We start from the raw sequence: 6,924 nt of genomic DNA on the forward strand, positions 1-6,924 counted from the left end.
GGGCTGGTGGGTCGGGGCCGCGCCCGGGGGGTGTCCGTCCTCGGAACGGCGCGATGGGGTCGGATACCGACTGACCGTCCGTTTGTGCGCCAACCGCTGCGGACGGACACCCCCGACGCGTCCCCTTCTCGCCGTGCGCGGGTGCGGTCCCGCCTAACTGCGGGCAGTCGTGCCTCCCCCAGTGCCTTAAGGGCCTGGGAGGTGCCCCCAGGCGGCACGGGTGGGCGCAGCGGCACCTCGTCGCGCCGAGTTGCGCAGCGCCCCGGCCTCAGCAGCGTCAGACCTTGTCGCGCACCGGTGTCGTGGTGGTCCGGCGGCGTACGAATCCCGTCGGCGCAAGGAACAGGGCCAGGGTCGGGATCAAGTACAGCAGCCAGACCACCACCTGGAGCACGGTCGGGTCCGGCTGGAAGTTGAACACGCCCTTGAGCAACGTGCCGTACCAACTGTCCGGCGGAATCGTGCCGGAGATGTCGAAGGCCTTGTCGCCCAGGCCGGGCAGGAAGCGGGCCTCCTGCAAGTCGTGGAAGCCGTACGCCAGTACGCCCGCGGCCACGACGACGAGCATGCCGCCGGTCCAGGTGAAGAACCGGGCGAGATTGATGCGCAGGGCGCCTCGGTAGAACAGCCAGCCCAGCAGGACCGCCGTCAACAGGCCGAGGGCGACGCCGAGAAGGGGGCGCGGGCTGCCGTCGCTCGCCGCGTGGACCGACGCCCAGACGAACAGGGCCGTCTCCAGGCCCTCGCGGCCCACGGCCAGGAACGCCGTGGCGACCAGTGCCCCCGTGCCCAGGGTGAGGGCCGCGTCCAGCTTGCCGTGCAGTTCGGACTTCAGGTGCCGGGCGGTGCGCCGCATCCAGAACACCATCCACGTCACCAGGGCGACCGCGAGGATCGACAGGGACCCGCCCAGCGCTTCCTGCGCCTCGAACGTCAGCTCCTGCGAGCCGAATTCGAGCGCGCAGCCGAAGCCGAGCGCGAGGGCGACCGCGATGCCGATGCCGATCCAGATCGGGCGCAGGGCGTCCCTGCGGTCCGTCTTGACCAGGTAGGCGATGAGGATGCAGACGACGAGGCTCGCCTCCAGGCCCTCGCGCAGACCGATCAGGTAGTTGGAGAACAACGGGCTCAGGCCTCCTTGGAGAACAGCGTCCGGCCCCACCAGTCGTCCTTGTCACGGACGCCCGGCGGGATGGCGAAGAGCGCCGAACCCACGTGCTGGATGTACTCGTTGAGCGCGTCCGTGGCCAGGTTGCGCTGGATCGGGATGAAGCCCTCGCGGACGTCCCGCTGGTAGGCCAGGAAGAACAGGCCCGCGTCCAGGCGGCCCAGTCCGTCCGTGCCGTCGGTGAAGGAGTAGCCGCGGCGCAGGATCGTCGCCCCGTGGTTGGCGTCGGGATGCGCGAGCCGGACGTGCGCGTCGGGCTTCATGGCCTTCAGGAACGGCTCGTCGCGCTCCTTCGCCTTGCCGACCGGGGCGCCTTCACCCTTGTCCCGGCCGAAGATGTCCTCCTGCTCCTGGAGCGAGGTGCGGTCCCAGGTCTCGATGTGCATGCGGATGCGGCGTGCGACGAGGTAGGAGCCGCCCCGCATCCAGGCCGGGTCGTCCTGGTCGTCCACCCAGACGAACTTCTTCAGCCGGTCCGTCTCCGTGCCCGCGATGTTGCGGGTGCCGTCCTTGAAGCCCATCAGGTTGCGCGGAGTCTGGGCCTCGGGTGTCGTCGACGACGTCTTGCCGAAGCCGAGCTGCGACCAGCGGATGACGACCTTGCCGAAGCCGATGCGGGCCAGGTTGCGGACGGCGTGGACCGCGACCTGGGGGTCGTCGGCGCAGGCCTGGACGCACAGGTCGCCCCCGCTGCGGTTCTTGTCCAGGTTGTCGCCGGCGAACTTCGGCAGGTCCACCAGGGCGGCGGGCCGTTGTTCCGCCAGGCCGAACTTCTCGAAGAGACTCGGGCCGAAGCCGATCGTGAGGGTCAGGCGGGAGGGCTTGAGGTCCAGAGCCTCGCCGGTGTCGTCCGGGGGCGCTTCGGGGAGGCCGCCGAAGCCGCCCTCGCCCACCGGGTGCCCGGCCGTCATACGGCGGGCGGCTTCCGTCCAGTCCTTCAGCAGCTGGACGAACTCCGCCCGGTCGTCGGTCGTCACGTCGAACGCGGCGAAGTGCAGCCGGTCCTGGACCGGGGTGGCGATGCCCGCCTGGTGCGCGCCGTGGAAGGGGATCGCGGTTCCGGTGTCCGGCGCGGGGTCGTCGTCGGTGCGGGCCATCGCCACCGCTCCGCCCGCCGCGGCGGCGCCGAGGGCCAGTCCCGCCCCGCCCCAGCCGAGCAGGGCGCGCCGGGAGGGGGAGTGGGAGGGGGTGTCGTTGTCCGTCATGCGGGCGGCCCCTCTACTTCGCGACTGCGGCGGCGAGCTTCGACAGGGGCTCCGCCAGCGCGTTGACCGCGTCCGAGAGCTCCTTGCGGTCGGCCTTGCCGACCTTGTCGTACGAGGTGAAGTCATACGACGCCGTGTCGGGGCGGTACTTGTCGAGCAGCGTGTTCAGGGTGGCGAACTGCTTGTCCAGTTCCGTGGTGAGGGCCTTGTCGTTCTCCTGCGCGACCGGCTTCAGCAGCTCGTACGACTTCTGCGCGCCCTCGACGTTGGCCTTGAAGTCGACCAGGTCGGTGTGCGAGTACCGCTCCTCCTCGCCGGTGACCTTGCCGGTGGCGACCTCGTCGAGGAGTTCCTTGGCGCCGTTGGCCATCGAGGTCGGGGTGATCTCGGCCTTGCCGACCCGGTCCTGCCAGTCCTTCAGGTCGGTGATGAGCCGGTCGGCGAGCTCCTTCTCCCGGTCGCCGATCTTCTTGTCCTGCCAGAGGGCCTTCTCCAGGCGGTGCCAGCCCGTCCAGTCCTCGGCGGGGTCCTGGCCGTCCTCCAGGCCGTCCTCGCGGACGTCGACCTTCGGGTCGATGTCGCCGAAGGACTCGGCGACCGGCTCGGTGCGCTCCCAGCCGATACGAGAGGGTGCGTAGGCCTTCTTCGCGGCTTCCAGGTCGCCGTCCTTGACGGCCCGGGCGAAGGTCTCGGCCTTGGGCAGGGTCTCGTCGGCCTGCTCCTGCGTGTAGGCGCGGTAGGCCGCCACGGCCTCGTCCAGGCGCGGGTCGCGCTTGACCGCCTTGCCGCCGGTGGCCTTGACGGCCTGTCGGATGCCCTTGCCCTTCATCCCGGGCTTGCAGGCGATCCGGTAGTCGCCTGCCTTCACCTCGGCGGTGACCCGCTGCTTGGTGCCGGGGCCTATGTTCTCCCGCTCGGTGACCACACGGTCGTCGGGGAAGAGCACGTAGACCTCGGTGACCTTGGAACCCTTGTTCTCCACGGCCAGTTCGACGTGCCCGGCGGGGAACTCCTTCTTCGACACCTCGCACTTGTCGTCCGTGGCCGTCACGTGCACCACATGGTCGCCGTCCTCGGCGTTGCTCTTCTCCGTACAGCCGGTGACAGCGGTCAGAGCCGCCGCTGCGGCGATCACGACGGATACAGGACTGGCGGGTCGCATGAAGGCTCCAGGGGACGGGGAAGGTGAGGCTCACCTAAGCTAGATGAGAATTACTTAAGTGGCTCAAAAACGCTGCCATGGTGTGGTCAAGGCGAGGTCAAAAGTCCCGCTTCGGGAGGATCGGGAGTGCGTGGCGGCCGGCGTCCCCGAGACTGTCCCCATGACGCGGGCGCACAGGGCCGCCGGCCGGTGCTGCTCGGCCGCGTGGACGGCCCGAACGAAGGCCTCTTCCTGCACCACCTCCCCGGCTACCGCTCACCGCCGCCGCCCGTCCGCGCCGACCTGACCCGCTCGAACGCGGACCTGCCGCGCCAGTACGCCCGATGGCTCGAGGACTCCCCGCACGGCCCCCTGTATGACGCACGCCGGCTCCTCGGCCCCCGGTGCGTCTTCCCGCCCTACGTGTGACCCGCGACTTCATGCGCGGATGCCCGGCTGCCACCACGACTGGTGCGCCGGCGGCTGGCAGGGAGTCGTGCCTCTGAGCCCTCTTTCGCCGCCGGACGCGCCCCGGGTGAAGGCCTACCGGCGACGGGCCCGCGAGGGCACCCTGGCGCCGGTGCTCCTGTGGTTCGTGACCCCGCTCGACGGCTGGCTGATCCTCGACGGCCACGACCGGGCCGTCGCCGCGCTGGCGGAGGGCTCGGACCCCGACTGCGTGGTGCTGGCCCGAGCCGTCGACGACGATGTCTGGCGGCGGCAGCTGCGGGCCATGACCGACGAGCACGAGCGCCGTACGGCGGAACTGGCGCGCCGCCCCGGAACGGAGGACCTGAGGCACCGCCTGGCCCAGGGCCTCGGTGCCGTTCTCGCGGACCTGCCCTACGAAGCGGCCCGCACCGTCGCCTGGCCCCTTCCGGGCGGTCCGGCCGCCTGGGACGACCTGGCCGCCCGGGCGATGTTTGAATGCCCCCGTGACTGACTACGACGTGCTCCGCGTCTTCTGTGGGCCGGACGGTGGATACGGCAATGAACTCGGTGTCGTGCGCGAGGGCTCGGTGCTGCCCGAGCGGAGCGAGCGGCAGGAGTTCGCCGCGAAGCTCGCGTTCAGCGAGACCGTGTTCGTCGACGACCCCGAGCGCGGGGTGATCGACATCTACACGCCCACCCTGCGCCTGCCCTTCGCCGGGCACCCGTGTGTCGGGACGGCCTGGCTGCTCGACGTGCCCGAACTGGTCACACCCGCCGGGGTGGTCGGTGCCCGGCAGGACGGGGAGTTCTGCTGGATCGAGGCGCGGGCGGAGTGGGTGCCGCAGCGCACCCTGCGGCAGTACGGCAGCGCCGCCGAGGTCGACGACCTGACCGTGCCGCCGCCGGGGGAGTGGGTGTACGCCTGGGCGTGGCAGGACGAGTCCGCCGGACGGGTGCGGGCCCGGGCCTTCCCCGGACGCGGCGACGGGATCGACGAGGACGAGGCGACCGGGGCGGCGGCCCTGCTGCTCACCGACCGGCTCGGCCGCGCCCTCAACATCACCCAGGGCGCGGGCTCCCAGATCCTCACCGCACCCCAGCCGGGCGGCTGGACCGAGGTCGGCGGCCGGGTGCATCTCGAACGCTGACCCGGGCGACGCGCGTCTGTACGGGTGGAACAGCGTGTGCGCGCGGTACCGAACGGGGGCCTCTGGGCCTGACCACTCATCCTTCTCGAGAGGAGCCCCAGTGCGCATCCGATCCGCCCTGGCCGCAGTAGCCCTGACCGCCGCCCTCAGTGCCGCAGGCGCGGCGACGGCCCACGCCGACGACGACGGCCAGCGCCACCGCCACGGCTACGACCACATCCCGTGCAGCCCGTACTTCGGCGAGATCGAGGCCGAGACCGCTGAACTGGAGTGGGGCGGCGCCGTCTGCCACAAGGGCGTCTTCGACGTCTGAGCCGGCGGCCGACCGACGGCAGCGGGTCCCCCTCGCCCTGGGCGAGGGGACCCGCCGCGGTCACGGCAGGGTGAGGATCTCCGCGCCCGACTCCGTCACCACCAGCGTGTGCTCGAACTGGGCCGTCCGCTTCCGGTCCTTCGTCACGACCGTCCAGCCGTCGTCCCACATGTCGTACTCGTGCGTCCCGAGCGTCAGCATCGGCTCGATCGTGAACGTCATCCCCGGCTGGATGACCGTCGTCGCGTGCGGGCTGTCGTAGTGCGGGATGATCAGGCCCGAGTGGAACGACGAGTTGATGCCGTGGCCGGTGAAGTCCCGGACCACCCCGTAGCCGAAGCGCTTGGCGTACGACTCGATGACCCGGCCGATGACGTTGATCTGCCGGCCCGGCTTGACCGCCTTGATCGCCCGGTTGAGGGACTCCCGGGTCCGCTCCACCAGCAGCCGTGACTCCTCGTCGACCTCACCGACCAGGTAGGTGGCGTTGTTGTCGCCGTGCACGCCGCCGATGTACGCCGTCACGTCCAGGTTGACGATGTCGCCGTCGCGCAGGACGGTCGAGTCCGGGATGCCGTGGCAGATGACCTCGTTGACGCTGGTGCACAGCGACTTCGGAAAGCCCCGGTAGCCGAGCGTCGAGGGGTAGGCGCCGTGGTCGCACATGTACTCGTGCGCCACCCTGTCCAGCTCGTCGGTGGTCACCCCGGGGGCGATCAGCTTCGCGGCCTCCGCCATCGCCCGGGCCGCGATCCGGCCGGCGAGCCGCATCGCCTCGATCGTCTCGGGCGTCTGCACCTCCGGTCCGGTGTACGGCGTCGGCGCGGGCTTGCCGACGTACTCGGGGCGACGGATGTTTCCGGGCACGGGACGGGTGGGGGACAGCTCCCCCGGTACGAGCAGCGACTGGCCAGACATGCCAGCGAGTCTAACCAGCGGCCATGGGGGAACATGACGGTGGCGAGAGGAGCTGGTCATGGCCCTGTTCAAGAAGCGGACGGTCGGCAAACCGGGTGAGTGGTACTACTGCCTCGAACACAAGAAGGTCGAGGAGGGGCCGGAGTGCCCCAACAAGGACCGGTTCGGGCCGTACGCCTCCCGCACGGAAGCCGAACACGCGATGGAGACCGCCCGCGCACGCAACCTCCAGTGGGAGAACGACCCCAAGTGGCACGACGCCCCGGCGGGCGGCCGCGACGACGAGTAGGCGCATCCCGGCGGCTGTGCGCACCTCGCCCGGCCGCACCGACGGAACGACGGCCCCACCGCCCTACCAGCGCGCCGGCGGTGGGGCCGTCAGGTGTTCCGCCAGTCTCGCCACCCTGTCCCGGAAGCGGCGCCGGCCGCGCGGTGTCGGCACGGCGTTCTCCCCGGCCGCCGCGCTGACCAGGTGCTGCACGGTGTCCAGGTCCAGCTCCGATGGGAGAACGACCCCAAGTGGCACGACGCCCCGGCGGGCGGCCGCGACGACGAGTAGGCGCATCCCGGCGGCTGTGCGCACCTCGCCCGGCCGCACC

The 6,924-nt window shown here is 71.1% G+C and carries 9 protein-coding genes and 1 pseudogene; 5 read left to right on the plus strand and 5 right to left on the minus strand.

The window, feature by feature from the left end:
* Nucleotides 1-277: 277 nt before the first annotated feature.
* Genes efeU through efeO form a run of 3 tightly spaced genes read right to left on the minus strand, consistent with a single transcriptional unit; the run spans nt 278 to nt 3,535 of the window.
* The gene (gene efeU, locus ABZ192_RS11635; protein ID WP_356924309.1) at nt 278-1,123 is read right to left on the minus strand and encodes an iron uptake transporter permease EfeU; all 846 of its coding nucleotides are present in this window, start codon (nt 1,121-1,123) and stop codon (nt 278-280) included.
* Nucleotides 1,124-1,128: 5 nt separating this feature from the next.
* Complete coding sequence (gene efeB / locus ABZ192_RS11640) at nt 1,129-2,373, minus strand: iron uptake transporter deferrochelatase/peroxidase subunit (RefSeq protein WP_356924310.1); 1,245 nt, start codon at nt 2,371-2,373, stop codon at nt 1,129-1,131.
* 13 nt (nt 2,374-2,386) lie between these two features.
* Nucleotides 2,387-3,535 (minus strand): iron uptake system protein EfeO, encoded by a 1,149-nt coding sequence (gene efeO, locus ABZ192_RS11645; RefSeq protein ID WP_356924311.1) that lies wholly within the window; start codon nt 3,533-3,535, stop codon nt 2,387-2,389.
* A 204-nt stretch (nt 3,536-3,739) separates the two neighbouring features.
* On the opposite strand from efeO, the gene ABZ192_RS11650 reads away from it, so the two are divergent.
* From ABZ192_RS11650 to ABZ192_RS11665, 4 genes are all read left to right on the plus strand, one after another.
* The gene (locus ABZ192_RS11650; protein WP_356924312.1) at nt 3,740-3,943 is read left to right on the plus strand and encodes a hypothetical protein; all 204 of its coding nucleotides are present in this window, start codon (nt 3,740-3,742) and stop codon (nt 3,941-3,943) included.
* 67 nt (nt 3,944-4,010) lie between these two features.
* Nucleotides 4,011-4,457 carry a hypothetical protein gene (locus ABZ192_RS11655; protein WP_356924313.1) on the plus strand — a complete coding sequence of 149 codons (447 nt, stop codon included), beginning with the start codon at nt 4,011-4,013 and terminating at the stop codon, nt 4,455-4,457.
* The gene (locus ABZ192_RS11660) at nt 4,450-5,094 is read left to right on the plus strand and encodes a PhzF family phenazine biosynthesis protein (protein WP_356924314.1); all 645 of its coding nucleotides are present in this window, start codon (nt 4,450-4,452) and stop codon (nt 5,092-5,094) included. Before ABZ192_RS11655 ends, ABZ192_RS11660 begins: the two co-directional genes overlap by 8 nt.
* Nucleotides 5,095-5,194: 100 nt before the next feature.
* Nucleotides 5,195-5,407: a hypothetical protein gene (locus ABZ192_RS11665; protein ID WP_356924315.1), complete on the plus strand. Its 213-nt coding sequence runs from the start codon at nt 5,195-5,197 to the stop codon at nt 5,405-5,407.
* Between the two features lie 60 nt (nt 5,408-5,467).
* On the opposite strand, the gene map is transcribed toward ABZ192_RS11665, so the two are convergent.
* Nucleotides 5,468-6,325, minus strand: coding sequence for a type I methionyl aminopeptidase (gene map, locus ABZ192_RS11670; protein ID WP_356924316.1), 858 nt, complete (start codon nt 6,323-6,325; stop codon nt 5,468-5,470).
* Nucleotides 6,326-6,383: 58 nt separating this feature from the next.
* Between map and ABZ192_RS11675 the strand changes: the two genes are divergently transcribed.
* Complete coding sequence (locus ABZ192_RS11675; RefSeq protein ID WP_355856951.1) at nt 6,384-6,614, plus strand: hypothetical protein; 231 nt, start codon at nt 6,384-6,386, stop codon at nt 6,612-6,614.
* A gap of 63 nt (nt 6,615-6,677) precedes the next feature.
* Here ABZ192_RS11675 and ABZ192_RS11680 read toward each other — a convergent pair.
* Nucleotides 6,678-6,924, minus strand: a pseudogene (locus ABZ192_RS11680) (hypothetical protein); the annotation flags it as partial.

Source organism: Streptomyces sp. NPDC006235, from assembly GCF_040613735.1.
Taxonomy (GTDB): domain Bacteria; phylum Actinomycetota; class Actinomycetes; order Streptomycetales; family Streptomycetaceae; genus Streptomyces.